Genomic DNA, 23,780 nt, shown 5'->3' with positions numbered 1-23,780 from the left:
AAGTGCTATGGCAGCAGTGGATGGCGCCTATGACTGCGTCGCGAAAACGCCGATGGGCGACCAGAATGGCGTGCTGACGGTCATCAGCTCGGGCGACGGCTTTCATGGCACCTTCGCGGGCATGATGGGTTCGCTCGACGTGGCCGAGGGCAAGGTGGACGGCAACAAGCTGCGCTGGAAGATGAACATGACGCTGCCGATGCCGATGACGCTGGAATGCGAGGCGGAGGTGAATGGCGATGCCATCACCGGGACGATGCAGCTTGGCGCGTTCGGCACGGCGGGCTTTTCGGGGACGCGCCGGGCCTGAGGGTTCCAGCAGGGCGGAAAAAGGGCCGGAAACGCGAGTTTCCGGCCCTTTTTCGTGCCGCGCCAAAAATTTCCCCTGCGCGCAACCTGGGGGACCGCTCGCGGGCGCGGCAGATCGGGGCCCCTTTTAACTCCACCCGCCCAAGGCCGCTTCTGCTCCATCCCGCGATGGAGAGAAACGAAAATCCCTTGACGTAGGACATTAGTTAGCTATCTAAGAAAAATGTCCCGATCGGAGTTAAAGCGCGCCCTCGCGCATAAAATGCCACAGGTGGCGCGCCAGTGGCGGCAACTGGCCGATCTGGCGCTGGCGGAATTCGGCGTCTCGAACAGCGCGGGCTGGTGCCTCATCTATCTCGACCGACTGGGCCCCGACGTCCGGCAGGCGGATCTGGCGGAGGAACTGGGCATCGCCCAGCCTTCGCTGGTCCGGACGCTGGACCAGCTGCAGGCGGCGGGGCTTGTGGAGCGCGTGCCCAATCCCGATGATCGGCGGTCGAATCGAGTCGCCTTCACGCCGGAGGGGCAGGAGCTGGTGGGCCGGATAGAGGCCAGGCTGGAGAATCTCCGGCGCGAATTGCTCGACGGCGTGCCCGATGCCGCGATCGAGATCATCGTCAACCTGCTGAACCTGCTGGAGCGGCGCATGGCCGAGCGGCGGGGTCAGTCGTAACGGGACGGCCCGCCATGAATGGCCCGACATGCGAGCGCTGATATGAACGCCCTTGGAGAGCGCATCGGCTGGCCTGCCGCGCTCTTTTCCCTGAAATGCTTCGCGGCGGCGATGCTGGCGCTCTATGTCGCGCTCAGCATCGGGCTGGAGCGGCCCTATTGGGCCTTCCTGACCAGCTATATCGTCGCCCAGCCGCTGGCCGGGGCGGTGATTTCCAAGGCGGTGTTCCGCGTCATCGGCACGCTGACCGGCGCGATCTTCTCCGTCGCCATCGTGCCGCCGCTGGTCAATGCGCCGGAACTGCTGTCGCTCGCCATGGCGCTTTGGCTGGCCCTGTGCGTCTTCGTCTCCCTGCTCGACCGCACGCCGCGATCCTATATGTTCGTGCTGGCGGGCTATAGCGCCTGCCTCATCGTCTTCCCCGACGTCGACACGCCGCAGACCATCTTCACCGTGGCGACGCTGCGCGTGCAGGAAATCACCATCGGCATCATGTGCGGCAGCCTGGTCCACGGCGTCGTCTTCCCCGGCTCCATCACCAACCTGCTGCTGGTGCGGGTGGAGGCGATGCTGCGCGATGCGGAGCGTTGGTCGCATGACGCCATTGCGTTGGAGCCGGTGGAGGGACTGGCGCAGGAACGCCGCCGTCTGGCGCAGGACATCACCGAACTGCACCAGATGTCGGTGCACCTGCCCTTCGACATCAGCCGCCTCGCGCCCCGCGTGCGCACGGTGCGCGCGATGCAGGACCAGCTTTCGCTGCTGCTGCCCCTGGGCGCGGCCGTGGAGGACCGGCTGGCCATGCTGAAGGCGGCGAGCGGCGGAAAGGTGCCGCGGGAGGTCGAAGAACTGATCGCGGATGTCCGCGCCTGGATCGTCAACCCCGGCGACGACATCATCCTTCGCACCGCGGCGGCGGATGCCCTGATCGCCCGCTGCGCCGCTCTGGAGCCTGCGGCGCGGGCGGAGATGGGGTGGGCGGACATGATGCGCCTCAGCCTGTTCGCCCGGCTGGCCGCCCTGATCGCGGCGCATCGCGACTGCCGCGACCTTTACGACCAGATGGTGACGCACAGGCGGGAGGCGGTTAGCCCCCGCGTCGGTGAGTTGCTGGAGGGGCGGCGCAACCGCGAACTGCACAGGGATTATGCCGGGGCGGCGCGCGGGGCCCTCGGCGCCTTCGTCACCGTGGCCGTGGGCTGCGCATTGTGGATCGGCAGCGGCTGGAAGGACGGCGGCAGCGCGGTGATGCTGGCGGGCGTGTTCCTTTCCCTGTTCGCCGCGTCGGACAATCCGCTGGCGCCGCTCAAGGGCTTCATGATCGGCACCATCGCCGCTTCGCTGCTCGGCGCGGTCTATGGCTATGCGATCATGCCGCGCCTCGACGGCTTCGCCATGCTGGCGGCCGCCTATGCGCCGATGCTGTTGCTGCTCGGCACGATGATGGCGTCGCCGCGCTGGATGGGCATCGCCCTGCCGACGCTGCTGGGGCTGGGCAGCCCGGTGCTGCTGTCGGATCGCTATGTCAGCGCCTTTGCCAGCTACGCCAACGGCACCGTGGCGCAGCTGGTGGGCATCTGGTTCGCGATCATCATGGCCGGGCTGTTGCAGTCGGCGGGGGTGGAGCGGGCGATCCGGCGCACCGTGCGCGCGGGCTGGAACGACATCGCCAACCGCGCCACACTGATGACGCCGCCCGATCTGCGCGGCTGGATCAACCGGATGCTGGACCGCATCGCCCTGTTGGCGCCGCGTCTGGCGGCGGTGCGGTCCGACAGCGGGCGGCCGCTCTACGACGCGCTGCGCGACCTGCGGACCGGCGTCGCCATTGGCGAATTGCGGCAATTGCGGCTCGACCTGCCCGCCGATGAAGCGGCGCCGCTGGCCGATGTGCTGACGGGCGTCAGCGCGCATTATCGCGGGCTGGACCCGGATGCGCCCGCGCCCGCGAAGCCTGCCCTGCTCACCGACATCGACCATGCGATCGGCGACCTGTCGCGCAATCCCAGCGCGGTGATCCGGCGGGAGGCCATACTCGCGCTGGTCAGCCTGCGCCGCAACCTGTTCCCTGAAAGCGAAGGCTATCGGAGAGTGGCCGCATGACCGGAGAAATCGCCCTGGGCGGCGTCTATGTGCCGACCCTGTTGTTGCTCGCGCTGGTGGCGCTGATCCTGAGCTGGGGCGTCACCCGGCTGATCGGCGCTTTCGGCCTCTATCGTTTCCTCGCCTATCGCGCGGCGGTCGACCTCAGCATCTTCGTGCTGGTGCTGGGCGCGCTCGCCCTCCTCGTTCCCACCCTTGGAATCCGCCTATGAACCGTTTTGCCGCCACGCTGATCCCCCCTGCCCTGATCAGGAGCGCCGCCACCATCGTCATCGTCATCGTCGCCGTGCTGGTGGCGATATGGATGTGGAACCATTATGAGCGTAGCCCCTGGACCCGCGACGGGCGGGTGCGCGCCGATGTGGTCCGGGTGACGCCGGACATTGGCGGGCTCGTCACCTCCGTCGCCGTGCATGACAACCAGGCAGTCAGGGCGGGCGACCTGCTGTTCGTGATCGACCGGCCGCGCTATGCGCTGGCGCTGGAGCAGGCGGAGGCGCAGATCGCCAGCGCCCGGGCCACACTCGGTCAGGCGCGGCGGGAGGCGACCCGCGACGTCGCGCTGGGCGAGCTGGTGGCGAAGGAGGCGCATGAGCAGAATGTCGCGCGCGTCGCGACGGCGGAGGCTGCGCTGGCCGAAGCGATGAGCGCGCGCGATGCCGCCGCCCTCAATCTCAAGCGAACGCGGGTGGTCGCCTCGGTCAACGGCGTGGTCACGAACCTCGACCTGCATCCGGGCGATTTCGTCGCGGCGGGGCAGCAGGCCATGGCGCTGGTCGACCGCGACAGCCTGCGCATCGAAGGCTATTTCGAGGAAACCAAGCTGCCGCTGGTCTGCATCGGCGCGCCGGTGACGGTGCGGCTGATGGGCGAGGCGCAGGACCTCTACGGGCGGGTCGACAGCATCGCCTATGGCATCAACGACAGCAGCCGTTCGGATTCGGGCAATCTGCTGCCGACCGTCGAGCCGACCTTCTCCTGGGTCCGCCTGGCCCAGCGCATCCCGGTACGGGTGAAGCTGACACGGGTGCCGCCGGAGGTGAAGCTGATCGCCGGGCGCACGGCCACGGTGACGATCGAACCGGCGCGGAAGGACGCGAAACCGGGAGCGTGCCGCCATGCATAATGTCGCGGCTCCCGACACCTTCTCGCCGTTCGGGCTGAGCTTGTCGAAGCCCTTTTCTTTCTTGGGAAGCCGACAGCCTTCACCCGAAGGGAGCGGATGTGGGGCGAAGATATGGACGCCCTTTCTCGCCTTGGCGCTAGCCGCCTGCGCCACCGCGGGCCCTGACTATCGCCCGCCGGAAAAGTCCGCCGCCACTGCCCCCGCCGCGCAGGGCGCATTCCTGTCGGCGCAGGACCCCAGCTTCAGCAATGTCGAACTGCCCGATCATTGGTGGCGGCTCTATGACGATCCCCGGCTCGATGCGCTTGTCGAACAGGCGCTCGCCGCCAACACCGACCTGCGCGTGGCGGATGCGAACCTGACCGCGGCGGAGGCGGTGCTGCGCGAGGCGGAGGCCGGGCGCACCGTCGGTACCACGGTCAGCGGCGGCGGGACGCTTGCCCGGCCTTCCGGCACGGCGGAGAGCCTGCCGGGCGTGGTCGGCTATGATCTGGGCCTTGCCGCCTCCTATCCGCTCGACCTCAACGGCCGGATCAGGCGCGCGATAGAGGCGAGCACCGCCGACCTGGAAACGGTCGTGGCGGCGCGCGACTATGTGCGGGTCAGCGTGGCGGCCGCCACGGCCAGGGCCTATGCGCAGGTCTGCGCCGCCAATTATTCGCTGACCGTCAACCGGCGCGTCGTCGCGCTTCAGCGGGAGACGCTCAACGCCACCCAGCGGCTGTTCAGGGGCGGCCGCGGCACCGCCTTCGACGTCAGCCGGGCGCAGGCGGCGGTCGACGCCAGTGAGGCGAGCCTTCCCGCCTTCGATGCGCAGCGGCAGAGCGGACTCTATCTGCTGGCGACGCTGCTGGGGCGATCGCCTGCGGATTATCCCAGGGAAGTGGAGGGCTGCGCAACGCTGCCGGCGCTGAACGCACCCATGCCCGTGGGCGACGGCGCGGCGCTGATCCGGCGGCGGCCCGACATCCGACAGGCGGAACGCAGCATCGCCGCCGACACCGCCCGCGTCGGGGTGGCGACCGCGGACCTCTATCCGCAGGTCAGCATCGGCGGATCGCTGGGGCTCGCCGGACCGCTCAAAAGCTTCGGTTCGGGCACCAGCTTCGGCATGAGCCTGGGCCCGCTGCTGAGCTGGAGCTTCCCCAACCGGCCTGTCGTCAGGGCGCGGATCGCGCAGGCCGATGCGCAGGTACAGGCCGATCTCGCCCGTTTCGACGGAACTGTGCTGGAGGCTTTGCGGCAGACGGAAACGGCGCTGGAAAGCTACCGCCGCCATGCCGAGCAGACGGCCGCGCTCGACCGGGCGCGGGATAGCGCAGGCGTTTCGGCGGCGCAGGCGGGCAAGCTGTTCCGCTTCGGGCGCGGCGATTTCCTGTCCCTGCTGGACGCGCAACGCTCGCTCGCCAATGCGGAGGCTTCGGCGGCGGCGGCGCGGGTGCAGTTGGTGCAGGACCAGATCGCCATCTTCCTCGCTCTCGGCGGTGGCTGGTCGTAAGCTGGTTTGACCAGATCAGGGCGCAACATGCTCCTGCGCGGGAACTGGCTGCCATTTAAAGGGGAAAAGAACACCCGCCGATCCTGGGGACCGGCGGGTCATGGAGCTGTTGGGACTCCAATGCTTCACGGGATCAATATTGGACGGTGACCGTCACCGCGCGGCGGTTCTGCGCCCAGGCCGCTTCGTCCGAACCCAGGGCGGCGGGGCGTTCCTTGCCATAGCTGACGGTGGTGATGCGGCCAGCGTCGATGCCCAGCGACGCGAGATAGTTCTTCGCCGCATTGGCGCGGCGCTCGCCCAAGGCGATATTATAGTCGCGGGTGCCGCGCTCGTCGGCATGACCCTCTATGGTCACGCGGACATTGGGGTTCTGTTGCAGCCAGGCGGCCTGGCTCTGCAGTATCTGCTGATCCTGCGCGTCGACATCATATTGGTCGGTGTCGAACAGGATGCGGTCCGACGAGACGGAAGCCACGAAATCCTCCTGGCTGCCCTTGACCGGGCCCGAAGGCGTCGCCGGTCCGCCGGTCTGCGCCGAACCGTCGCCGCCGGGCGCAGGCGGCAGTTCCTGTGGCGGCTTCTTGGAGCAGGCGGCAAGGGCTATGACGGCGGTCGCCATCAGCAGGGGACGGGATAGTTTCATCGGGTTGCTCCTCAACATGGTCTGAAAGTCGTTACGCAGTCGGGACGATTCGGTTCCGATATAATGCAGATCAGGAGCGTGGGCAGTCCGCCCTGAGTGGGATGGCCGCGCATATCAGGGCAGCAAGGGCCCCCAGGCCGGGTCCGAACCGCTGAGCGGCGTCGGTATGCGCCGTTCGTTCACGCCGGTCAGGTCGACCTGCCACACCTGGCTGCTGCCCTCCCGGCCCGGCGTGGTGCGGAAATATTGCAGCACGCGGCCATTAGGCGACCAGCTCGGCTGCTCATCCTGCCAGCCATTGGTCAGGATGCGCTCATTGTCGCCGGTCGGCGTCATGACCGCGATCTTGAAGTCGCCTGAAATCTTGGTGAAGGCGATCAGGTCGCCGCGCGGGCTCCATTCGGGCGTCGCATAGCGGCCGCCGCCATGGCTGATCCGGCGCTGGCCCAAACCGTCGGCGTTCATGACATAGATCTGCTGGCTGCCGGAGCGGTCGCTTTCGAAGACGATCTGGCGGCCGTCGGGCGAATAGCTGCCGCCGACATCGATGCCCGGCGCCGTGGTCAGGCGCACGGGCGCGCCGCCGCTGGCCGAAACGCGATAGATGTCCGTATTGCCGGCGATCGCCATGGAAAAGAGGATGTTGCGGCCGTCGGGCGACCAGCGCGGCGCGAAGGTCGGATTGTTGCTTTCCGTCACCAGCCGCTGCCGTCCCGTGCCGATGTCATAGACATAGATGCGGACCCGGTTGTTCAGGTAGCTCACATAGACGATCGACTTGTAGTCGGGCGAAAAGCGCGGCGTCAGCGCGATCGACTGGCCATTGGTGATGAAACGGTGGTTCGCGCCGTCCGAATCCATGATGGCGAGGCGCTTGGTGCGGTTCCCCTTGGGACCGCTTTCCGCGATATAGGCGATGCGGCTGTCGAAGAAGGGGCTTTCCCCCGACAGACGCGCATAGATGGCGTCGGCGCATTTATGCGCGGCCCGCCGCCAGTCGCGGGGCGCGACGACATAGCCCTGCCGCGTCAGTTCCTGCTTCAGCGCCACGTCGTAGAGATAGCAGCCGACGGTGATGTCCGCCTCGCCCCCGGTGGTGCGCACGAAGCCCTGCACCAGCGCCTGATAGGCGCCCCATTTATCGTAGGCGGGATTGGTGACTTCGGGAAAGGCGATGGTCGGGATGCCGCCGGGGCCGGAGGGATCGAACAGGCCCGACCCCTTGAGGTCGGCGGCGATCACCTCGGCGATCTTGCGGCCCAGTTCGGTGGAACCGCCTGCGGGCGTGGAGACTTCCGCCTGCGCCGGCAGCGCGGGGACGACGATCTTGAGGTTGGAGGAGGATTCGTCCGTCACATCGACGCTGAGCTGCGCGGAAGCGGCGGGCGCGAACGCCAGCAGCAGCGCCCCCAGCGCGGCGCCGAACATGGCTCGGGCCTTTCCTGTCCTGAAGGGTCGGGTCATTGCGATAGCCTCTTGTCGAAGGAGATGCGGAGGGATTTCCAGCCATCATAAAGAGCGGGCGGCAGCTTGAACGGCGCGGCCAGGCGGATCGCCTTCACCGCCAGTTCCTGATGCAGCGTCACCTGCGTGCGGTTGCTGGCGGTGATGCCGGTGGTGTTGACGACCTGCGGCTGCCCCGCGAGCGAACCGTCGCGGGCAAGCTGCACATCGACGAAGGTGCGAAGCTGCTCGATGTCCGCGCCGCTCGGGGATTTCCAATAGGGCTTGAGCTGGCGGCGGATTTCCGCGTCCAGCGCGGCCTTCTGCGCGGGGCCCATGGCGGCGGCGGGCGGCGGCGCGGGCTTGCGCGGCGCGTCATCCTCGGTGTCGATGCCCTTCAGGAAATCCTTGCCCAGCAGCGACCCCTTGGGCTTGTCCGCCTTGCCCTGTCCCGAAGCGCGGGCAGGCGCGTCGGACCTGGGTTTGGCCGCGGGCTTCTGCGACGCCTTGGCGGGCGCGGCGGCGGCTGGCTTGGGTTTTTCCGGCGCAGGCTTGGACTTGGCGGGGGCGGGTTTTTCCGCCGCCGGCTTGGGCTTGGCGGCGGGCATATCCTTCTTCGGCGGAGCGGGCGCGGGCTTGGGCGGCGCTGGCTTTGCCACCGGCTTGGGCGGCGCGGGCCGGGGAGCCGGCGGCGCCGGGGTCGGTTCGGGCTGCGGTGCCGGTTCGGGTTCCGGCGCAGGCGCGGCATCCTCGGTCGGCCCTTGCTCCGGCGCGACGCTGGGCGGGGGCGGCTGCGTCGAAACCTGCGGCGCCGTCGACTTCAGCGCCACCTCATCCACCAGGCTGACGTCCATCGGCGGCGAATTGAGCTTCAGGGGGTTGGGAGTGGCCAGAAAGCCGGACGACAGCAGGCCGAACAGCAGGACATGTCCCGCCGTCGCCACGCCAAGGCCGATTTTCTCCGCGCGATCCATCGCCACGACCTATGGCCCCTATTCTGAACCGCTGCTGACAGCGGAACCGCCTTCGGAACCGGTGCTGACCAGCGCGACCTTGTTGAGTCCCGCCCGGTTCAGCTCGCCCATGACCAGCATTACCCGGCCATAGTCCAGCCCCTTGTCGGCGCGCAGGAATATCTGCGGCGGTTCGGCCTTGCCGGCATTGGCGGACATGATCTCGGCCAGGCGGCCGGGCAGTTCGGCGTCGCTGATCTGCGCGTCGTCGATGAAGACGCCGCCGTCGCGATCGATCGACACCACGGTCGGCTTCTGGTCCTGGTCCAGCCCCTTGGCGCGGGTTTCGGGCAGGTTCACCGGCACGCCCGTGACCAGCAGCGGCGCCGTCACCATGAAGATGATCAGCAGCACCAGCATGACGTCGACCAGCGGCGTGACGTTGATGTCCGCCATCGGCGCGCGGTGACGGCCGCGCCGGCCGGAGGGAGGTCCGGACATGGCCATCAGCGCGCTCCTCTTTCACCCGTCACCGCTGCGCCTCCAGCTCGCGGCTCAGCGTCGAATAGAAGCCGTCGGCAAAGCGCGTCAGCCCCGATTCCATCCGGTTGATGCCATGGCTGAAGCGGTTGTAGGCGATCACCGCCGGGATCGCCGCGAACAGGCCGATGGCGGTGGCGAACAGCGCCTCCGCAATGCCCGGCGCCACGACCGCCAGGCTGCTGTTCTGCTCCGCCGCGATGCTGGTGAAGGCCCGCATGATGCCCCATACCGTGCCGAACAGCCCGACGAAGGGCGCGACCGACCCGATGGTGGCCAGGATGTTCAGCCGGTCCGACAGCCGGTCGACCTCCGCCGCGATGGTGCTGGACATGGCGGTCGACAGCCGGTCGCGGGTGCCCTCCCGGTCGATCACCTTCTGCGCGGTGGAGCGGCGCCATTCGGTGACGCCCGCGGCCATCACCCTGGCGGCGGGGAATTCCGCCTTGCCGCGGGCTTCGTAGAAGCGGTCTATATCCTCCGCCTTCCAGAAATCCTGCTCGAACGCCCGGCTCTGCCGGCTCGCCTTGCGCAGGGTGAAGCTGAAGCCGATGATCATCGCCCAGGTCCAGATGCTGGCCAGCAGCAGGCCCAGCATCACCACCTTCACGACGATGTCGGCCTGAAGGAACAGGGCCAGCGGCGAAATGGTGGCGGCTTGCGCGGCATTGCCGACCGCAAGGCCAACGTCGGGCATCGAAAGGCTCATGGGTTGATGTCTTCCCCTCTCATCAAACGGCTGAAAATGTCGGTCCAGGGCTTGGGTTGCCGGCGCGGGCGGCCCTGGGGCGTCAGGAAGGCGACGGAAACATCGCCTTGCGTCAGTATTTCCCCATCGCGCATGACCGTCTGATGAATGGAACATGAAGCGGCGCCGACTTTGGTGACGCGGCTCACGACCATCAGGTCATCGTCCAGCCTGGCGGGGCGGCGATAATGCAATTGAAGGTCGGTGACGGCATAGACGCCCTCTCCCCCCTCCAGATTGCCGCGCTGGTCGATCCCCGCGATGCGCAGCATGTCCGACCGCGCCCGCTCCATATAGCGTAGATAATTGGCGTGATAGACGAGGCCGGACAGATCGGTGTCCTCGAAATAGACGCGCAGCGGGAAGTGATGCACGGCGGCAATGAACCTTCCGGTCGCCGGCGCGGGCAGCAGGTCTGAAACGGACATGCCGGGGCTTTTAACCATCAAGCAGGCGCGGCGCAAAGCGGGAAATCACAGAAAGATCAGCGCTCCGCCGACCGTCCGGGGCTTTCCGTCCGCTTTCGCCCGTGCGGAAGCTCTGGCGGCCCGCCTGCCATGGCGCTACGGGGACGGCGAACAGGATTCAGTGCAGGAGGGTTTCGGCAATGACGGATATTCGGACCGTGGGCGTGATCGGCGCGGGCCAGATGGGCGCGGGCATCGCGCAGGTGGCGGCGCAGGCGGGCTATGAGGTGATCCTGTCCGACATCGATCTGCCCCGCGCGCAGAAGGGCCGCGACGGCATCATCCGTCAACTCGCAAAGGCTGTGGAAAAGGGCAAGCTGGCGCAGGCCGACGCCGACGCAGCCATCGCCCGGATCACGCCGGTGGGCGAAGTCGCGCCGCTGGCCGCCTGCCAGTTGGTGATCGAAGCCGCGACCGAGCGGGAAGAGATCAAGCGTTCGATCTTCGCCAATGTCGGCGCCCTGCTGGCCGGCGATGCGATCCTCGCCTCCAACACCTCCTCCATCCCGATCACCCGGCTGGCGCAGGCGGCGCCCGATGCGGGGCGCTTCGTGGGCGTGCATTTCTTCAACCCGGTGCCGGTCATGGCGCTGGTCGAGGTCATTCGCGGCCTCGCCACCAGCGCGGAGACGGTGAGCGCGGTGGAAGCATTCGCCGCCAGCCTGGGCAAGCAGGTCGTCCATGCCTTCGACGCGCCGGGCTTCGTGGTGAACCGCATCCTGCTGCCGATGCTCAACGAGGCGGTGTTCGCGCTGGGCGAGGGCGTGGGCAGCGTGGTCGACATCGACAAGGGCGCGATGCTGGGCCTCAACCATCCCATGGGTCCGCTGACGCTGGCGGATTTCATCGGCCTCGATACCTGCCTGGAAATCTGCAAGGTGCTGCAGAACACGACCGGCGATCCCAAATATCGCCCCGCGCCGCTGCTGGTGAAATATGTCGAGGCGGGCTGGCTCGGGCGGAAGACCGGCAAGGGCTTTTACGATTATTCGGGCGCGGAGCCCGTGCCGACGCGTTAAGAGGACAATAGTCCCCCTCCCGTAGACGGGAGGGGTTAGGGGTGGGCGCGAGCGGAGCGAGCTTCTGTCCTCAGTTGCAAATTGCCGCTGGCGCGGCATGCCCACCCCCACCTCCAGCCCGTCCCGCTTGCGGGAGGTGGCTACCCCGCGCTCAACCCATGTTTCTTCATGCAATGGCGAAGCTGGTCATAGGTCAGCCCCAATCCCTTCGCCGTCGCGCGCTGGTTGTAGCGGTAGCGCTCCAGCGCCGCCCGCACGATGGCGGCCTCATGCGCATCGACGGCGGATTTGAGGTCGGTGATCGCGTCATGGCCGTTCGCTATCTGGACGGCTGACGGACCCGCCTCCGCCTCCACCCTTGCCGGCATCAACGCCTTGGGCTTCCACGGCGAGGCGAAGGGATCGAACACGATCGCCGCGACCGGCCGCCCGGGCTCATTCCAGCGATAGACGGCCCGTTCCACCACATTGCGCAGCTCGCGCACATTGCCGGGCCAGTCATGCGCCTCCAGCTCGGCCATGCAGGCGGCGGAAAAGCCCGGCCATTGCGGCCAGCCGATCTCCGCCGCCATGCGCCGCCCGAAATGATCGGCCAGCACCGCGACATCCCCCTCCCGCGCCCGCAGCGGCGGCAAGGTGATCACCTCGAAGCTCAGCCGGTCCAGCAGGTCGGGCCGGAACCGCCCGGCATCGGCGGCGGCGGGCAAATCCTCATTGGTCGCCGCGACGATCCGCACGTCGACGGTCATGGGCTTCGACGCCCCGATCCGCGTCACCTCGCCATATTCGATGACCCGCAGCAGCCGCTCCTGCGCCGCCATGGACAGCGTGCCCAGCTCGTCCAGAAACAGCGTGCCGCCATCGGCTTCCTCGAACCGCCCCGCCCGCGCCCGCGCCGCGCCCGTAAACGCGCCCTGTTCATGGCCGAACAGTTCCGCCTCGATCAGCGTTTCGGGCAGGGCCGCGCAGTTCATGACGATCAGCGGTTCGTCCCAGCGCGGCGAGAGGTGGTGAAGGCGCTCGGCGATCAGTTCCTTGCCGGTCCCGCGTTCGCCGATGACCAGGACCGGCCGGTTGAGTTCTGCCGCCCGCCCGGCCTGCTCGACCGCATCCAGAAAGGCCAGCGACTGGCCGACGAACTGGGTATTTTTCTCCATCCCCAACTTATGGTGAAATTTCCCATCTTTCGGCAAGCCCAATATTCGGACAATCGTAAAAAACCGCGAAATTCCGTCATTTCCGCAAATTGGCACGGCTTCTGCAAAGTTGGAAAGCGAAGCCGCTGACGCATCAAGCGGCACATCGACGAAGGCCAAGGTTCAGGAGTTTATCATGGAAAAGCAAAGCAACAGCGTTCGCGAAATCGGCCAGTTCCTGTCCGTCGCCATCGCCTCCGTCCTGTTCGGATCGACCCTGATCCTTTCGGCGGTCGGCCCGGCCCGCGCCAGCGAAATCCCGATGCTCGCGAACAAGGAATGCCCCGCAGCCTTGCACTATCTGGCGTAAGGCCTGCCTAACAAGTTCGTACCAGGAGTGAAGTTCAAATGGGTATTTTCTCCCGCACCCGCGACATCATCGCCGCCAATGTCACCGACCTGCTCGACCGGGCGGAAGACCCGGCGAAGATGATCCGCATGATCATCCTCGAAATGGAGGAGACGCTGGTCGAGGTGCGCGCCTCTGCTGCCCGCACCATCGCCGACCAGAAGGAAATGCGGCGCCACATCGCCAAGCTTCAGGGCCTGCAGGACAGCTGGACGGAAAAGGCCCAGCTCGCGCTCAGCAAGGACCGCGAAGACCTTGCCAAGGCCGCGCTGGTGGAAAAGCAGAAGGCAGCCGACATGGCGGAGCAGCTTTCCCATGAGATCGGGGTGCTGGACGAAGCGCTGCGCGCCTCCGAAGAGGACATCGCAAAGCTCCAGGCCAAGCTGCGCGAGGCGCGCGCCCGCCAGAACAGCCTTGTGACCCGCATGGAAAGCGCCCAGAATCGCCTGCGCGTCCGCGAAGCCTATGCCGGCGAGAAGGTGAACGACGCCTTCGCCCGCTTCGACATGCTGGAACGGCGGGTCGACATGGCCGAAGGCCGCGCGGACGCCATGGGTCTTGGCGCCCAGCCCAAGACGCTGGAGGAAGAGATTGCCGAGCTGAAGGCCAGCGACAAGGTCGATGCCGAACTGGCCGCGCTCAAGGCGTCCATGAACAAGGGAGAGTGACGCATGGAGGACGTGTTCCTGCCCATCATGATCTGCGGCATGCTGTTCATCGGCATGCCCTGGCTGATCTTCCACTATGTCACCAAGTGGAAGCAGGCGCCCAAGATCACCGATGAGGACGAGAAGCTGCTGGACGAGCTTCACCTGCTCGCCCGGCGGCTGGAGGAGCGGCTGCAGACGGTCGAACGGATCGTCGCCGCCGACAACCCCGATTTCCGCCCCGCCCGTCCGTCGCAGGACGATGGCTATGAGTTCGACCGCCCATATCCCGAACGCCAAAATCCCGACAGGAGGAATTGAGATGGCTGCCCGTCGCACCAAATTCTATCTCGACAAGCAGAACGGCAAATGGATGGGCGTCTGCGCCGGCATTGCTGACTATACGGGGATCGACGTGCTGTGGGTCCGGGTCGGCGCCGTGCTGGTGACGCTGATGGGGGCCTTTCCCTGGACGCTGATCGCCTATTTCGTCGTCGCCTATTTTGCCGAGAACAAGCCGCTGGGCCTCTATGCCGACCGCGACGACCAGAAATTCTGGCAGGGCGTGCGCACCAATCCGGCGCGCTCCACCCGCGACGTGCGGTCCAAATTTCGCGACATCGACCGGCGCCTGGCCGACATCGAAACCTACTATACCAGCCGCAACACCCGGCTGGCGGATGAGATCGACAGCCTGCGCTGACGGAATCGCATCGCCTACGCCGTTTATCGAACGGGCTTGGGAGCCTGTCGAAAAGCCGGCCAATTTGTCTGAGAAATCCAACATCTGATGGGCCGCGCCCATGGGGAGCGGAATGAGGGAGGTTTGCCATGTCGGAACAATTCGCGATGTTCGCGCAACTCGCGCCGCTGATCGCGATCTGTACCGGGATCGGTGTGGGCGGATGGATCTTCACCACCTGGCTGCGGATCAAGCATGGTTATCCGTTGGATGGGGCCTGGGGCCAGGCCGTCTATCCCCGGGCGGGCAATGAGGCGATGGAACGGATCAGCCTGCTGACCCAGGAAAACGCCCAGCTTCGTGCCGAACTCGGATCGATGAAGGACAGGCTGGCCGTGGTCGAGCGCATCGTCACCGATGAAAGTCACGCATTGAACAGGGAAATCGAGCGCCTGCGCGGCCCCGCCAACTGAAGGGCCCCACGCTCAGCAAGGGAAAAAAGTCATGAATCCGTTCGAAATGGTCGTCGCCATCGTCGCCATAGCGGCAATCGCCAGCGTCGTTCGCGCCAAATATGGCATCGTCCGCCGCCACAAGGGTGAGGAACTGGTCCAGCGCGGACCCGATCCTGAAGCCGAACGGCTCCGTGCGGAGGTGAAGGCGCTGAAGGACCGGGTCGCCGTGCTGGAACGGCTGGCCACGGACAGCAGCACCGCGTTGGACCGCGAATTCGACAAGCTCCGGGATCGCGACTGACGCGGCCCACCATCACAGGGAGGACGATATGCAGGACCCCCTCATCACTTTGACATTGGCGGTCGCGGGTCTGACCGGACTCGCCATCGTCGCTGCCACCGCCCTGCGGGGATGGAATGGCTGGCTGGACCTCAAGCGCGCGGAACTCGCCCGCGGAACGGACGAGGCAGCACCACCCTCCACCGCGACGCGGATCGAAGTGGCCGACCTCAAGGAACGCATCCGCAAGCTGGAAGCGATCGCCGCGGGCGTGGACCTCTGAAAATCCGATGCTCCCCCTCCCGCGAAGGGGGGTGGGCAGGGGGCGGGGGCAGGGGGCGGGCGTGATGGCGGCGCAGCCGCTTCCATCCTTGCCGGACAGGCCAACCGGCTTGCTCCGTCTGTCCCTCCAACCTGCCTCAAGGGGGACGGAGCAGCAGCGGAAACCGCCTTCCCCCGCCCGATTTTACCCCTATATGGGCGGCCATGACCCAATTGCCCGTCCTTGCCGATCTGGTCGAAGAATATGAATTTCTCGATGCCGACGACCGCTATCGCCTGCTGATCGATCTGGGCAAGGCGCTGGAGCCGATGCCCGACGCGCTCAAGACCGACGCCACGCTGGTCCGGGGCTGCTCGGCGGCGGTCTGGGTCTATCCGACCGTGATCGACGCCGGTTCTGCCGGCGGGGGACGGCTCCACTTCCTGGCGGACAGCAATGCGGCGATCACCAAGGGGATCATCGCGCTCGTCCTCCTCACCGTGCAGGACCAGCCGCCTGCGGCCATCGCCGCCACGGACATCGAAGGCGCGCTGGCGCCGTTCGACCTGCGCAACCAGTTGAGCTCCAATCGGACGCAGGGCATTCCCAACATGATCGCGCTGATCCGGGAAACCGCAGCCCGCTATAGCTGAGCGGAGGGAAACCCCGCAGGGGCCATGCGTTCTCCTTCCGACATCGAAACGGACAGAAGGAGAAACGCGATGCGATCGATAGCGGTGCTTGCCGCCCTGGGGCTGATCGCGGCCTGCTCATCCTCCGAGGACAAGGGACCGACGCAGCGCGACCAGATCGGGCAGGTCTGGAAATATGAGGGCGGCGAGGGCGGAAAGCCCAAGGTCGCCTATATCGGCAGCGCCAATGCGGTCCAGACCATGACCGCGGCCGACACCTTCGGCGTGCTGCTGGTCCAGCCCATGCAGGAGGGCGGGGCGGATGTGACGGTCAAGCTGGTCGGCGCGCCCTTCACCTGCGACCTGTCGGACTGCAAGGTCACGGCGGTCACGGAAGACGGCAAGACCCATGAATGGAAGGGCCGCATGACCGAGAACAAGGACGGTATCGAAGTCCTGCCCGCCGCCGGGGCCTATGACGCGATCAAGGACAGCCGGACGATCAAGGTGAACCTGGTGGTCGGGCCGAAGGACAAGGTCTTCCCCTTCCAGTTCAACGTCGCCGGCCTGGATTTGAAGGGGTAGCCTGCCCGGAGCACCATGCTCCCGCGCGCGAACAGGGTGCGCCGAAGGGGCGTCACTCCTGCAACGACACGCCCGGGCTGCGCGGATCGGCGCCGCCGACCCAATGGCCGTCCGCCGTCCGCTCCGCCGCATTGGTCTTCAGGCCGAAGCGGCTGACTGATACCTTGTGCCCCAGCTTCTCCAACGGCGCCTTCATGCCCTCCAGCGACGTGCCCTGTTCCACGACCAGACCGTCCCGGTCGAAGAACAGGAATCCCAGGGCGATCGAATCCTGCGCCGACATCCCCCAGTCGAAATGCGCGATCAGCGCCTTGGCGACCTGCATGATGATGGTCCTGCCGCCCGCCGCCCCGATGGTGAAGACCGGGGTTCCCGCCGCATCATAGACGATGGTGGGCGACATGGACGACAGCGGCCGCTTGCCCGGCTCGACCCGGTTGGCGACCGGCGCGCCGTCCTTTTCGGGGGTGAAGCTGAAATCGGTCAGTTCATTGTTCAGGATCACGCCATTGGCGACAAGCTGGCTGCCGAAGAAGCTTTCGATCGTGGAGGTCCAGGCGGCAATATCGCCATTGCGGTCCACCGCGACGAAATGGCTGGTGCCCGATTCCGGCTGGGGCCGGGCGGCGGTGCGCTTCTCCGCGCCCGGGGGCGTGCCGGGGCGATAGTCGTTCAGCGCCTTGCCCATGCCGATCAGCGCCGAACGCTGCTTCAGATAGCCGGGATCGATCAGCCCCGCGATGGGCACGGACACGAATTCCGGGTCGCCCAGCCAGGTGTCCCGGTCGGCATAGGCGAGCCGCATCGCCTCCCCGATGACATGCCAGGACCGGGGATCGTCCTTGCCCCATTGCGCCAGCGGGAATCGCTCCACCATGCCCAGCACCTGAAGGACGGTGATGCCGCCCGCCGAGGCGGGCCCCATGCCGCAGACCGTATAGGCGCGATAGGGGCCGCAGACGGGCTTGCGCGGCTTCGCCCGATAGGCGGCGAGGTCGGCCTCCGTCATCGGCACCGGGTTTTTCGGCGCGTTGGTGACGGTTTCGGCCATCATCCGGGCATTGTCGCCCCGATAGAAGGCATCCGGTCCCTCCGCCGCGATCCGCCTGAACAGCGCGGCAAGCGGCGGATTCTTGAGGATCGTGCCCATCGGCGCCGGCTTGCCGTCGATCCAGAAATATTTCTGGATTTCCGGAAAATCGGCCCAGACCGGGGCAACCGCTTTCATCGCCGTGTCGAGCCGCTGGCGCACCTCGAATCCCTGTTCGGCAAAGCGGATGGCGGGCTGGAACAGCTCGGCCCAGGGCAGCTTGCCCCATTTGCGATGCGCGTCCCAGGCAAGGCGGACATTGCCGGGCACGCCGACGGAATAGCCGCCCGGCCAGGCTTCGCGGAAGGAGAGGGGCTGGCCGTCCGCCCCCATGAAACGGTCGGGCCGCGCCGCCGCGGGAGCCGTCTCCCGCCCGTCGATCGATTCCAGCACGCCGGTCCGCCCGTCATGATGCATCAGGAATCCGCCGCCGCCGATGCCGCTATTATGCGGCTCCACGACGTTCAGCGTCAGCATCATGGCGATGGCGGCGTCGGTGGCGCTGCCGCCCTTGCGCAATATGTCCTGCCCCGCCTCCGCCGCCCGGGGATCGGCGGCGGACACGGTGGCGTTGACCGCGACCGGCTCCCGCGCGGCGAGCGGAGAGGGGGAAAGGGCATGAAGGGTGAAGGCAGCCAGCAGGCCGGAAAGGCGAAAAGTCATGTCCGGCACCCTAGTCGCTGCGTTGCGGTTCGCAACCCATAGGACGGATCAGGCGTCGATACCCACTATCTCGCTGATATTCCCCACGCCGTCGCGCGCCATCAGCGCCTTGATCCCGGCATTGATCCGCCGGGCGAGATAAGGCCCCTCATAGACCAGGGCGCTGTAGAGCTGGATCAGGCTGGCCCCCGCCCGGATGCGGGCATAGGCCTGGTCCGCCGTGGCGATCCCGCCCACGCCGATCAGCGGCAGCCGCGTGCCCAGCGCCCGGCGGAAGTCGCGCAGCCTTTGCAGCGCCAGATCGTGCAGCGGCGCGCCGGACAGGCCGCCAGCCTCCCCCGCCAGCGGAGACTGCAGCGACGGCCGGGAAATGGTGGTGTTGGACACGATCAGCGCGTCGATCCTGTGGTCGATGCAGGCGGCGGCAATATCCTCCACATCGGCGGGCTCCAGGTCCGGGGCCACCTTCAGGAAGACCGGCGTCCGATTCGCCCCCCGCGCCGCCATGACCGCGCCCAGCAACTGGTCCAGCGCCGCCCGGTCCTGAAGCGCGCGCAATCCCGGCGTGTTGGGGGAGGAGATATTGACCGTCAGATAATCGGCCAGCGGGGCCATGCAGGTGACGCCGGTGGCATAGTCCGCGATCCGGTCGGCCGCATCCTTGTTGGCGCCGATGTTGATGCCGATGACGGGGCCGCCCGGCCGCCTGCGCTTGGCGATCCGTTCCGCCGCCGCCGCCTGGCCGCCATTGTTGAAGCCCATGCGGTTGATCACCGCCCGATCCTCCGCCAGGCGGAACAGCCGGGGCAGGGGATTGCCCTGCTGGGGCAGGGGGGTCAGCGTCCCCAACTCGGCAAAGCCGAAGCCCAGCCCGTGCATCTTGTGCGCGACCAGTCCTTCCTTGTCATAACCCGCCGCCAGGCCCACCGGATTGGGAAAGGCGATGCCCGCCACGGTCTGCGCCAGCATCGAATCGGGTTCCAGCGCAGGCGGCACCGGCATCAGGCGCAGCATCTTGATGGACAGATGATGGGCGCGCTCGGCGTCCAGAGCGAAAAACAGGGGGCGGATCAGGCGGTACGACATGGCCGCGCTATGCCAGCGCGGACGCCCGGCGTCGAGTCGCTGTTGCAACGCGGCAACAGTAAGGAAGGAACGGCATTTCTTAACAAGATTCCGTGGATTCGTCCCGTTTTGGTCCGGCCGATGTCCGATCCATCCAATAAAATTTCCCCGATTCGGACGTAAGAGAGTCCTGCGACCCGAAGGCTCTAGGCCATATGGCTGACGAGACCTTTTCCTGACCCGGCGGTGAAAACCGCCGGGTCGTTTTTACGGGAACCCCCGTTCATCGTCTCTGGACAAGACGGAAAGTGGCATCCCGTCAAGCATAGCCCTTGCACCTTCACCCCGATGGCGCATATTGCGTGCTGGGGTGAAATATGCGGTCGCATAAAGGCGGGGCGCCCGGGGGGGCGTCGAATATCACGGCAAGAGATGGTCATGCGCCGCTGTCCTATACCGTCGACGCGGCACAGGGACCGGTTCGGTTGCGCTATTTCGCGCCGCCCGAACAACTCAACGCCTATTTCGGTTCGCTTTATATCTTTACCGAAACGGCCGAACATTATTCGGATGTGACACGCGCCGACGTACCGCAACTTCGCTTCATGCTGGACAATAGCGGCAATTATCATTTCCACGACGGAACGATATTGCCGACGCCCGAAGTCTGCCTTTTGGGTCCGACCATGGGCGCGACCCGCTTCGAACTGACGGGGCCGGGCCGGGTGGTCGGCATTTCGCTGCTGCCGGCGGGATGGATCGCCCTGCATGGGGGCGATGCCAGCACGCTCACGGATCGCGTGCAGGAAATGGCGCATCTTGGCGGCTACCGCGATTTGCTGGACCAGCTCCGCGCCACCGACGATGCGGAGGGGATGTCGGCGCTTTGCTGGTCCTTCCTGTCGGAAAGGCTGGTCCCGTTGCCGGAATCGACATGGCGGCTGCTGGAGGCGGTGGATGGCTGGCTGATGGGCGAAGGCTCCCCGCGGATCGAGACGCTGGCCGACATCACCGGCCTCTCGCCGCGCCAGCTCGCCCGGCTCACCAACAAATATTATGGCTGCCCGCCCAAGCTGCTGGCGCGCAAATATCGGGCGCTCCGATGCAGCGCGCGGATCGCGCTGGACCATGAAAGCTGGCAGGCGCTGTGCGACGACGGGCGTTTCTACGACCAGTCGCATTTCATTCGGGAGATCAAGCATTTCATCGGCTTGACCCCGCATCAGTTGCAGACCGAACCCAGCGCCGTGGCGCAACTCACCCTGCTGCGCCGCTCGCTGGGTGGAGACGTGGCCGTGATCAACCGTTTCAGCTAAGCCTTCGTCCCAAGCAAAAATGCCTTGATTCCGGGCGCGGGCGGGACCACATGCGCAATCGGATTGATTCGATCCGATTTGAGAATGGTTCGCAAGACGCAGGGTCATGAGGCTTTCGAGTTTCGCAGATTATGCCGTGGTGCTGATGTCCGCCGCCGCCCGCCATTGCGGGGCGGGCGCTGGGCTTGACCCTGCGACCAACAAATATGTGAAGATGAACGCGACCACGCTCTCCGCCGAAACCGGCATTCCCCTGCCCACCGCGCAGAAGCTGGTGAGCCGCCTCTCGGCCGCCGGACTGCTCGAATCGAGCCGGGGGACCGGCGGCGGCGTGCGCCTCAGCCGCCCGCCCGCCGCGATCACCCTGGCCGATGTGGTGGAGGCGGTGGAAGGCCCCATCGCCATGACCGCCTGCACCGAAATGGGCGCGCATGACTGCTCGCTGGAGCAGGACTGCCGCGTCCGTCCGCACATGAATGTGGCGAACAATGCGATCCGGTCGGCGCTCGCCGCCGTCACCATCGCCAGCCTCGCCAGAGAAGTCACCCCGCCTCCGTTCGTTTCGGGCGAAGTCGAGAAACGAGTTGCAGAGCAGACGCTATGACCGAAGAAGCCACCACCGTTCGCAACCTCGAAGCGCAGGAGGCCGCCGATCGCGCCTCCACCTACGAACATGGCTGGTCCTCCGCCATCGAGCAGGACTTCGCGCCCAAAGGGCTGAACGAGGACACGGTCCGCTTCATCTCCGCCAAGAAGCAGGAGCCCGAATGGCTGCTGGAATGGCGGCTGAAGGCGTTCGCCATGTGGCGGCAGATGGAAGCGCCGGACTGGGCCAAGCTCAACATTCCGCCGATCGACTATCAGGACGCCTATTATTACGCCGAGCCCAGGAAGAAGGCGGAGCTGGAGTCGCTGGACGAACTCGATCCGGAGATTCGCGCCACCTATGAGAAGCTGGGCATCCCCATTGCCGAACAGGAAGTGCTCGCCGGGGTGAAGGGCAGCCGCAAGGTCGCCGTCGACGCGGTGTTCGACAGCGTCTCGGTCGCCACCACCTTCCGCAAGGAGTTGGAGGAAGCGGGCGTCATCTTCCGCTCGATCAGCGAGGCGGTGCGCGAATATCCGGACCTTGTGAAGAAGTGGCTGGGCAAGGTCGTGCCGATGCACGACAATTATTTCGCGACGCTCAACTGCGCGGTCTTCTCCGACGGCACCTTCGTCTACATCCCCAAGGGCGTGCGCTGCCCGATGGAGCTTTCCACCTATTTCCGCATCAATGCGGAGAATACGGGCCAGTTCGAGCGAACGCTGATCGTCGCGGATGAGGGGAGCTATGTCTCCTATCTCGAAGGCTGCACCGCGCCGATGCGCGACGAGAATCAGCTTCATGCGGCGGTCGTGGAACTGGTCGCGCTGGACGATGCGGAGATCAAATATTCAACCGTCCAGAACTGGTACCCCGGCGACGAGAATGGCAGGGGCGGCATCTATAATTTCGTGACCAAGCGGGCGCTCTGCCAGGGCCGCAACTCGAAGGTGAGCTGGACCCAGGTGGAAACCGGCTCCGCCATCACCTGGAAATATCCAAGCTGCGTGCTGAATGGCGAGAACAGCGTAGGCGAATTCTACTCGGTGGCGCTGACCAACAATCTGCAGCAGGCCGATACCGGCACCAAGATGATCCACAATGGCAAGGGGTCGCGTTCGACCATCGTGTCCAAGGGGATCAGCGCCGGGCGGTCCAACAACACCTATCGCGGGCTGGTGCGCGTGGCGCCGGGCGCGGAGGGCGTGCGCAACTTCACCCAGTGCGACAGCCTGCTGCTGGGCGACCAGTGCGGCGCGCATACCGTGCCCTATATCGAGGTGCGCAACCCCTCGGCGCAGATCGAGCATGAGGCGACCACCAGCAAGATCAGCGACGACCAGTTGTTCTACGCGATGCAGCGCGGGCTGGATCAGGAAGCGGCCGTCAGCCTGATCGTCAACGGCTTCGCGCGCGAAGTGCTGCAACAACTCCCGATGGAGTTCGCCGTCGAGGCGCAGAAGCTGCTGGGCATTTCGCTGGAGGGGTCGGTCGGTTGAGGAGCCTGAACCCTCTCGACCAGGCCACGCGCCTAAACTCCCCTCCCCTTCAGGGGAGGGGCCGGGGGTGGGGGCTCTCCGCTGGTCGCCTCGCTCAATTGGCAGGCTTCGCCCACAAAATGCGCCGCGAACCGACCGAACCGGAAAGGCGCCTCTGGGCAAAACTCTCCCGCTCGCAGCTCGGCGGCTATAAATTCCGCCGCCAGCCCGTGATCGGTCCCTTCATCGTCGACTTCCTCTGCCCGCAAAAAGCGCTGATCGTCGAAGTCGATGGCGATACGCATAGAGCGGGGTCGGATAAGGCGCGCGATACGACGCTGAACGCATTGGGCTACCGCATCATCCGTATCGCCAACCATGACGTGATGCAGAATATCGAAGGGGTTTGTGCCGCGATCTTCGGCGCGCTTGAACAGGCGCCGGATCGTTGGGCCAGCCCCCACTCCAACCCCTCCCCTGAAGGGGAGGGGCTTTTAGAGGACCAAGACTCTTGAGCGACGAAGACGATATTCAGGACGCCCTCGCGGATTTCGCGGAGGATGTCGGAAACGGCCAGGCTTGGACCGCTGCGATCCGCATCCTGACCGAAGATTATGAGCTGGAAGAGGGCGAGCTTCAGGCACGCGCGGCCAAGGATTTCGGCGACCTCGACGCCTATCAGGCCGAATGCCGCGCCGCACTGGACAAGGGCGACGCCGCCTTTACCGAGCGCCTCAGGACCGACAAGGCCTTCCACAAGGCCAAGGCCCCCAATCTCGCCCGCATGGGTCCGGTGACGGAGTTCGTGACCGGCGTGCTGGAAAAGGGCGCGCCCGAACCCGGCGCCGACTGGTGGCCCTATATGCCCATCAAGCGGCATATCGACACGCTGTTCCCCGCGCCGGGCGATGTGCGGGACATGGCCTTCTGGACAGCGCGGACGCTCCAGCGCGCGCATAAGGGATAAAA

30 protein-coding genes are annotated in these 23,780 nt (G+C 66.3%); 21 read left to right on the top strand and 9 right to left on the bottom strand.

The window, feature by feature from the left end; translation table 11 throughout:
- Positions 1–7: 7 nt before the first annotated feature.
- From EGM87_RS13385 to EGM87_RS13360, 6 genes are all read left to right on the top strand, one after another.
- A complete protein-coding gene (locus tag EGM87_RS13385; protein WP_048576931.1) occupies positions 8–310 on the top strand; it encodes a hypothetical protein in 303 nt (100 codons plus the stop codon).
- A 222-nt stretch (positions 311–532) separates the two neighbouring features.
- On the top strand, positions 533–982 hold the full coding sequence (locus EGM87_RS13380) for a MarR family winged helix-turn-helix transcriptional regulator (RefSeq protein WP_025549803.1): 450 nt from the start codon (positions 533–535) through the stop codon (positions 980–982).
- A gap of 42 nt (positions 983–1,024) precedes the next feature.
- Positions 1,025–3,085: an FUSC family protein gene (locus EGM87_RS13375; protein WP_137710173.1), complete on the top strand. Its 2,061-nt coding sequence runs from the start codon at positions 1,025–1,027 to the stop codon at positions 3,083–3,085.
- The gene (locus EGM87_RS13370) at positions 3,082–3,297 is read left to right on the top strand and encodes a DUF1656 domain-containing protein (protein WP_025549801.1); all 216 of its coding nucleotides are present in this window, start codon (positions 3,082–3,084) and stop codon (positions 3,295–3,297) included. The genes EGM87_RS13375 and EGM87_RS13370 overlap by 4 nt, the downstream gene beginning before the upstream one ends.
- Positions 3,294–4,211, top strand: coding sequence for an efflux RND transporter periplasmic adaptor subunit (locus EGM87_RS13365; protein ID WP_137710174.1), 918 nt, complete (start codon positions 3,294–3,296; stop codon positions 4,209–4,211). The genes EGM87_RS13370 and EGM87_RS13365 overlap by 4 nt, the downstream gene beginning before the upstream one ends.
- A 109-nt stretch (positions 4,212–4,320) precedes the next feature.
- Positions 4,321–5,709, top strand: a complete 1,389-nt coding sequence (locus EGM87_RS13360; RefSeq protein WP_137710458.1) for an efflux transporter outer membrane subunit — start codon at positions 4,321–4,323, stop codon at positions 5,707–5,709.
- Between the two features lie 133 nt (positions 5,710–5,842).
- On the opposite strand, the gene pal is transcribed toward EGM87_RS13360, so the two are convergent.
- From pal to EGM87_RS13330, 6 genes are all read right to left on the bottom strand, one after another.
- The gene (gene pal, locus EGM87_RS13355) at positions 5,843–6,355 is read right to left on the bottom strand and encodes a peptidoglycan-associated lipoprotein Pal (protein WP_044660423.1); all 513 of its coding nucleotides are present in this window, start codon (positions 6,353–6,355) and stop codon (positions 5,843–5,845) included.
- A gap of 114 nt (positions 6,356–6,469) precedes the next feature.
- Positions 6,470–7,783, bottom strand: a complete 1,314-nt coding sequence (tolB, locus tag EGM87_RS13350) for a Tol-Pal system beta propeller repeat protein TolB (RefSeq protein WP_171010062.1) — start codon at positions 7,781–7,783, stop codon at positions 6,470–6,472.
- 32 nt (positions 7,784–7,815) lie between these two features.
- Positions 7,816–8,772: a cell envelope integrity protein TolA gene (gene tolA, locus EGM87_RS13345; protein WP_137710459.1), complete on the bottom strand. Its 957-nt coding sequence runs from the start codon at positions 8,770–8,772 to the stop codon at positions 7,816–7,818.
- Between the two features lie 18 nt (positions 8,773–8,790).
- Positions 8,791–9,258, bottom strand: a complete 468-nt coding sequence (gene tolR / locus EGM87_RS13340; RefSeq protein WP_025549797.1) for a protein TolR — start codon at positions 9,256–9,258, stop codon at positions 8,791–8,793.
- A 22-nt stretch (positions 9,259–9,280) separates the two neighbouring features.
- Positions 9,281–10,000: a protein TolQ gene (gene tolQ / locus EGM87_RS13335; RefSeq protein WP_044660420.1), complete on the bottom strand. Its 720-nt coding sequence runs from the start codon at positions 9,998–10,000 to the stop codon at positions 9,281–9,283.
- A complete protein-coding gene (locus EGM87_RS13330; RefSeq protein ID WP_044660419.1) occupies positions 9,997–10,467 on the bottom strand; it encodes a YbgC/FadM family acyl-CoA thioesterase in 471 nt (156 codons plus the stop codon). The genes tolQ and EGM87_RS13330 overlap by 4 nt, the downstream gene beginning before the upstream one ends.
- A 179-nt stretch (positions 10,468–10,646) precedes the next feature.
- Between EGM87_RS13330 and EGM87_RS13325 the strand changes: the two genes are divergently transcribed.
- Positions 10,647–11,525, top strand: a complete 879-nt coding sequence (locus EGM87_RS13325) for a 3-hydroxybutyryl-CoA dehydrogenase (protein WP_044660418.1) — start codon at positions 10,647–10,649, stop codon at positions 11,523–11,525.
- Between the two features lie 140 nt (positions 11,526–11,665).
- On the opposite strand, the gene pspF is transcribed toward EGM87_RS13325, so the two are convergent.
- Positions 11,666–12,682 carry a phage shock protein operon transcriptional activator gene (pspF, locus tag EGM87_RS13320; RefSeq protein ID WP_025549794.1) on the bottom strand — a complete coding sequence of 339 codons (1,017 nt, stop codon included), beginning with the start codon at positions 12,680–12,682 and terminating at the stop codon, positions 11,666–11,668.
- A 175-nt stretch (positions 12,683–12,857) separates the two neighbouring features.
- Here pspF and EGM87_RS13315 point away from each other — a divergent pair, with 175 nt between their 5' ends.
- From EGM87_RS13315 to EGM87_RS13275, 9 genes are all read left to right on the top strand, one after another.
- Complete coding sequence (locus EGM87_RS13315) at positions 12,858–13,031, top strand: hypothetical protein (RefSeq protein WP_165363315.1); 174 nt, start codon at positions 12,858–12,860, stop codon at positions 13,029–13,031.
- Positions 13,032–13,069: 38 nt separating this feature from the next.
- A complete protein-coding gene (gene pspA / locus EGM87_RS13310) occupies positions 13,070–13,738 on the top strand; it encodes a phage shock protein PspA (protein WP_025549793.1) in 669 nt (222 codons plus the stop codon).
- A gap of 3 nt (positions 13,739–13,741) precedes the next feature.
- Entirely contained in the window at positions 13,742–14,038 is a 297-nt protein-coding gene (gene pspB / locus EGM87_RS13305) for an envelope stress response membrane protein PspB (protein ID WP_025549792.1), read from the top strand.
- Position 14,039: 1 nt separating this feature from the next.
- A complete protein-coding gene (pspC, locus tag EGM87_RS13300; protein WP_025549791.1) occupies positions 14,040–14,420 on the top strand; it encodes an envelope stress response membrane protein PspC in 381 nt (126 codons plus the stop codon).
- Positions 14,421–14,548: 128 nt separating this feature from the next.
- Positions 14,549–14,872 carry a hypothetical protein gene (locus EGM87_RS13295; protein WP_044660416.1) on the top strand — a complete coding sequence of 108 codons (324 nt, stop codon included), beginning with the start codon at positions 14,549–14,551 and terminating at the stop codon, positions 14,870–14,872.
- A 31-nt stretch (positions 14,873–14,903) separates the two neighbouring features.
- Positions 14,904–15,155 (top strand): hypothetical protein, encoded by a 252-nt coding sequence (locus EGM87_RS13290; protein ID WP_025549790.1) that lies wholly within the window; start codon positions 14,904–14,906, stop codon positions 15,153–15,155.
- Between the two features lie 28 nt (positions 15,156–15,183).
- Entirely contained in the window at positions 15,184–15,417 is a 234-nt protein-coding gene (locus tag EGM87_RS13285; RefSeq protein WP_025549789.1) for a hypothetical protein, read from the top strand.
- Between the two features lie 203 nt (positions 15,418–15,620).
- On the top strand, positions 15,621–16,049 hold the full coding sequence (locus EGM87_RS13280; RefSeq protein WP_025549788.1) for a SufE family protein: 429 nt from the start codon (positions 15,621–15,623) through the stop codon (positions 16,047–16,049).
- 69 nt (positions 16,050–16,118) lie between these two features.
- Positions 16,119–16,613 carry a hypothetical protein gene (locus EGM87_RS13275; RefSeq protein ID WP_025549787.1) on the top strand — a complete coding sequence of 165 codons (495 nt, stop codon included), beginning with the start codon at positions 16,119–16,121 and terminating at the stop codon, positions 16,611–16,613.
- Positions 16,614–16,665: 52 nt separating this feature from the next.
- Here the strand turns inward: EGM87_RS13275 and ggt are convergent, their stop codons facing one another.
- Both ggt and EGM87_RS13265 read right to left on the bottom strand, forming a co-directional pair.
- A complete protein-coding gene (gene ggt / locus EGM87_RS13270) occupies positions 16,666–18,366 on the bottom strand; it encodes a gamma-glutamyltransferase (RefSeq protein WP_137710176.1) in 1,701 nt (566 codons plus the stop codon).
- Between the two features lie 48 nt (positions 18,367–18,414).
- Entirely contained in the window at positions 18,415–19,452 is a 1,038-nt protein-coding gene (locus EGM87_RS13265) for a quinone-dependent dihydroorotate dehydrogenase (protein ID WP_048576952.1), read from the bottom strand.
- Between the two features lie 464 nt (positions 19,453–19,916).
- Here EGM87_RS13265 and EGM87_RS13260 point away from each other — a divergent pair, with 464 nt between their 5' ends.
- From EGM87_RS13260 to EGM87_RS13240, 5 genes are all read left to right on the top strand, one after another.
- A complete protein-coding gene (locus tag EGM87_RS13260; RefSeq protein WP_137710460.1) occupies positions 19,917–20,747 on the top strand; it encodes a helix-turn-helix domain-containing protein in 831 nt (276 codons plus the stop codon).
- Positions 20,748–20,853: 106 nt separating this feature from the next.
- A complete protein-coding gene (locus EGM87_RS13255) occupies positions 20,854–21,351 on the top strand; it encodes an RrF2 family transcriptional regulator (RefSeq protein ID WP_025549783.1) in 498 nt (165 codons plus the stop codon).
- Positions 21,348–22,832 (top strand): Fe-S cluster assembly protein SufB, encoded by a 1,485-nt coding sequence (gene sufB, locus EGM87_RS13250; RefSeq protein ID WP_044660412.1) that lies wholly within the window; start codon positions 21,348–21,350, stop codon positions 22,830–22,832. The genes EGM87_RS13255 and sufB overlap by 4 nt, the downstream gene beginning before the upstream one ends.
- A 98-nt stretch (positions 22,833–22,930) precedes the next feature.
- Entirely contained in the window at positions 22,931–23,326 is a 396-nt protein-coding gene (locus EGM87_RS13245; protein ID WP_262856967.1) for an endonuclease domain-containing protein, read from the top strand.
- Positions 23,323–23,778 (top strand): hypothetical protein, encoded by a 456-nt coding sequence (locus EGM87_RS13240; RefSeq protein WP_025549781.1) that lies wholly within the window; start codon positions 23,323–23,325, stop codon positions 23,776–23,778. The genes EGM87_RS13245 and EGM87_RS13240 overlap by 4 nt, the downstream gene beginning before the upstream one ends.
- Positions 23,779–23,780 lie beyond the last annotated feature (2 nt).

The organism is Sphingobium sp. RSMS (assembly GCF_005406185.4).
Lineage (GTDB): Bacteria > Pseudomonadota > Alphaproteobacteria > Sphingomonadales > Sphingomonadaceae > Sphingobium > Sphingobium fuliginis.
The sequence above is the reverse complement of the archived record's forward strand: the minus strand, read 5'-3'. Positions and strand labels throughout refer to the sequence as shown.

Excerpts from the sequence above, each read along its gene's own strand:
- EGM87_RS13385 (WP_048576931.1), top strand. The coding sequence starts at position 8 with ATGGCAGCAGTGGATGGCGCCTATGACTGCGTCGCGAAAACGCCGATG.
- EGM87_RS13380 (WP_025549803.1), top strand. The coding sequence starts at position 533 with ATGTCCCGATCGGAGTTAAAGCGCGCCCTCGCGCATAAAATGCCACAG.
- EGM87_RS13375 (WP_137710173.1), top strand. The coding sequence starts at position 1,025 with ATGAACGCCCTTGGAGAGCGCATCGGCTGGCCTGCCGCGCTCTTTTCC.
- EGM87_RS13370 (WP_025549801.1), top strand. The coding sequence starts at position 3,082 with ATGACCGGAGAAATCGCCCTGGGCGGCGTCTATGTGCCGACCCTGTTG.
- EGM87_RS13365 (WP_137710174.1), top strand. The coding sequence starts at position 3,294 with ATGAACCGTTTTGCCGCCACGCTGATCCCCCCTGCCCTGATCAGGAGC.
- pal (WP_044660423.1), bottom strand. The coding sequence starts at position 6,355 with ATGAAACTATCCCGTCCCCTGCTGATGGCGACCGCCGTCATAGCCCTT.
- tolB (WP_171010062.1), bottom strand. The coding sequence starts at position 7,783 with ATGTTCGGCGCCGCGCTGGGGGCGCTGCTGCTGGCGTTCGCGCCCGCC.
- tolA (WP_137710459.1), bottom strand. The coding sequence starts at position 8,772 with ATGGATCGCGCGGAGAAAATCGGCCTTGGCGTGGCGACGGCGGGACAT.
- tolR (WP_025549797.1), bottom strand. The coding sequence starts at position 9,258 with ATGGCCATGTCCGGACCTCCCTCCGGCCGGCGCGGCCGTCACCGCGCG.
- tolQ (WP_044660420.1), bottom strand. The coding sequence starts at position 10,000 with ATGAGCCTTTCGATGCCCGACGTTGGCCTTGCGGTCGGCAATGCCGCG.
- EGM87_RS13330 (WP_044660419.1), bottom strand. The coding sequence starts at position 10,467 with ATGTCCGTTTCAGACCTGCTGCCCGCGCCGGCGACCGGAAGGTTCATT.
- EGM87_RS13325 (WP_044660418.1), top strand. The coding sequence starts at position 10,647 with ATGACGGATATTCGGACCGTGGGCGTGATCGGCGCGGGCCAGATGGGC.
- pspF (WP_025549794.1), bottom strand. The coding sequence starts at position 12,682 with ATGGAGAAAAATACCCAGTTCGTCGGCCAGTCGCTGGCCTTTCTGGAT.
- EGM87_RS13315 (WP_165363315.1), top strand. The coding sequence starts at position 12,858 with ATGGAAAAGCAAAGCAACAGCGTTCGCGAAATCGGCCAGTTCCTGTCC.
- pspA (WP_025549793.1), top strand. The coding sequence starts at position 13,070 with ATGGGTATTTTCTCCCGCACCCGCGACATCATCGCCGCCAATGTCACC.
- pspB (WP_025549792.1), top strand. The coding sequence starts at position 13,742 with ATGGAGGACGTGTTCCTGCCCATCATGATCTGCGGCATGCTGTTCATC.
- pspC (WP_025549791.1), top strand. The coding sequence starts at position 14,040 with ATGGCTGCCCGTCGCACCAAATTCTATCTCGACAAGCAGAACGGCAAA.
- EGM87_RS13295 (WP_044660416.1), top strand. The coding sequence starts at position 14,549 with ATGTCGGAACAATTCGCGATGTTCGCGCAACTCGCGCCGCTGATCGCG.
- EGM87_RS13290 (WP_025549790.1), top strand. The coding sequence starts at position 14,904 with ATGAATCCGTTCGAAATGGTCGTCGCCATCGTCGCCATAGCGGCAATC.
- EGM87_RS13285 (WP_025549789.1), top strand. The coding sequence starts at position 15,184 with ATGCAGGACCCCCTCATCACTTTGACATTGGCGGTCGCGGGTCTGACC.
- EGM87_RS13280 (WP_025549788.1), top strand. The coding sequence starts at position 15,621 with ATGACCCAATTGCCCGTCCTTGCCGATCTGGTCGAAGAATATGAATTT.
- EGM87_RS13275 (WP_025549787.1), top strand. The coding sequence starts at position 16,119 with ATGCGATCGATAGCGGTGCTTGCCGCCCTGGGGCTGATCGCGGCCTGC.
- ggt (WP_137710176.1), bottom strand. The coding sequence starts at position 18,366 with ATGACTTTTCGCCTTTCCGGCCTGCTGGCTGCCTTCACCCTTCATGCC.
- EGM87_RS13265 (WP_048576952.1), bottom strand. The coding sequence starts at position 19,452 with ATGTCGTACCGCCTGATCCGCCCCCTGTTTTTCGCTCTGGACGCCGAG.
- EGM87_RS13255 (WP_025549783.1), top strand. The coding sequence starts at position 20,854 with ATGAGGCTTTCGAGTTTCGCAGATTATGCCGTGGTGCTGATGTCCGCC.
- sufB (WP_044660412.1), top strand. The coding sequence starts at position 21,348 with ATGACCGAAGAAGCCACCACCGTTCGCAACCTCGAAGCGCAGGAGGCC.